This window comes from Paenibacillus sp. 2TAB19 (genome assembly GCF_052115185.1).
GTDB lineage: Bacteria > Bacillota > Bacilli > Paenibacillales > Paenibacillaceae > Pristimantibacillus.
Genome location: NZ_JBFRGE010000220.1, coordinates 1 through 659 on the forward strand (window position 1 = coordinate 1; position 659 = coordinate 659).

Consider the following 659-nt stretch of genomic DNA (forward strand, 5'->3'; position numbering starts at 1 on the left):
AAGCAAATTTCAGCTATCACAGCTTGCTTGTGATTCTTCATCATTCCAAGTCGGAGTTCAATGGTGTTATCTCCTTCTACTACCCAGTCAACATATTGCTTGATACCACTTATTGGCATGTGCGTGTTTTTTAAATAAATAACGATTTCAAGGAGCGTAATTTGATCTTCTGAAAATAACCGCCTCCCAGCTTCATCACGCTCGATTAGTGGTAGTAGTCCTTTTTTTTCATAATAACGTAACGTTGATTCTGGAATATCGAATTTGGCTGCAGCTTCGCTAATTGAACAATACTTCATCTGGAGGCCTCCAAAATTTTATCTTTCATTGTCGACAGGAATATGATACGACTTAAACCATGGTTTAAGTCAACAAAAAAATATTTTAGTCTGTCGAAGGAATAAAAACCAAACAATTCAACTTCGTATTTTCCAAATGGAATAAAACTTTACTTAATTCCGGGCATTAAACCCACTGAAGCTGTTGCTTATGAAACCTCTTATAAAAATATTTATGGAAAAGCTACTGCAGATAAAATTAATAAGTGATTGAAAGTGGCAGACGTCTTTAAGCTAACGAGGAACTTTAGTTGAATACAATATGGAGCAGATTGCGATCGGGCAACTGCTCCATTTTTCATTAAGCTAAAGGGCAGTTTA

At 35.8% G+C, this 659-nt stretch carries 1 protein-coding gene; it reads right to left on the reverse strand.

Annotation, left to right across the window (positions count from 1 at the left end; genetic code table 11):
• The coding region (locus AB4Z33_RS31135) for a MerR family transcriptional regulator (protein WP_442053596.1) at nucleotides 1-299 on the reverse strand (299 nt) is incomplete at its 3' end.
• Nucleotides 300-659 lie beyond the last annotated feature (360 nt).